1 protein-coding gene is annotated in these 721 nt (G+C 71.8%); it reads right to left on the bottom strand.

Annotated elements, in window-relative coordinates; translation table 11 throughout:
• Window positions 1–685: patatin-like phospholipase family protein (locus DBR34_RS21710; RefSeq protein WP_219928235.1), on the bottom strand; the 685-nt coding region annotated here is incomplete at its 3' end.
• Window positions 686–721: the final 36 nt, after the last annotated feature.

Below are 721 nucleotides of genomic sequence, written 5' to 3'. Positions count from 1 at the left end.
CCCGCCCCTCGATCACCACCGGGCGGAAGATGCCCGGCAGCGACATGCTCGCGCGCATCGCCATCGGCAGGCTTCCCTCGGCAAGCACCACCGGCTGGCCGGTATTGAGGTCGGTGGCCACCGCGCGGAAGGGAATGGGCAGGTCGTCAAAGCGCCCGCTGACCCGTGCGCCACCGGTGGCACGTTCGAACAGCGCAATCAGCTTCTCGCCTTCGGACACGCCGCCGGCCAGCGACACCGCCTTGCCCTGCTCACCGCCGAAGCCGACCCCGATCGCGGCCAGCTGCTCGTAGTCGTCGGCCTTGCGCCGCAGCGACCGTTCGCGGCGCGGCAGGGTGTCGCTGAACATCGCCATCCACTGCGTGTCCAACACCAGCTGCTCGATCTGCGCCGGGGTCGAGCCGGACGCATACAACGCCCCCACCAGTGCGCCGGCGCTGGTGCCGGCGATGCAGTCCACCGGGATGTGCTGCGCCTCCAACTGCTTGAGGATGCGCACATGCGCGATCCCGCGCGCCCCGCCACCGCCCAGGGCCAGCCCGATGCGCGGCCGGGTGTCACCGTCGGCACGCACCCCGCAGCTGCTGCCCACCGGGGCCGCGTGTGCGCCCGTGGCCTGCAGCAGGCCCGCGCCGCCCAGCAGCAGCCCCACCCACAACAGCAGCGCGGGCGAGGTCAGCGCCATGCACTGCCCACCTGGATGTAGAACGTGTCGTCTTCC

Origin of the sequence: Stenotrophomonas sp. HMWF003 (assembly GCF_003061285.1) — a bacterium.
GTDB lineage: Bacteria > Pseudomonadota > Gammaproteobacteria > Xanthomonadales > Xanthomonadaceae > Stenotrophomonas > Stenotrophomonas maltophilia_AP.
Note: the sequence above shows the minus strand (reverse complement) of the source record. Positions and strands in the feature narration are given on the sequence as shown.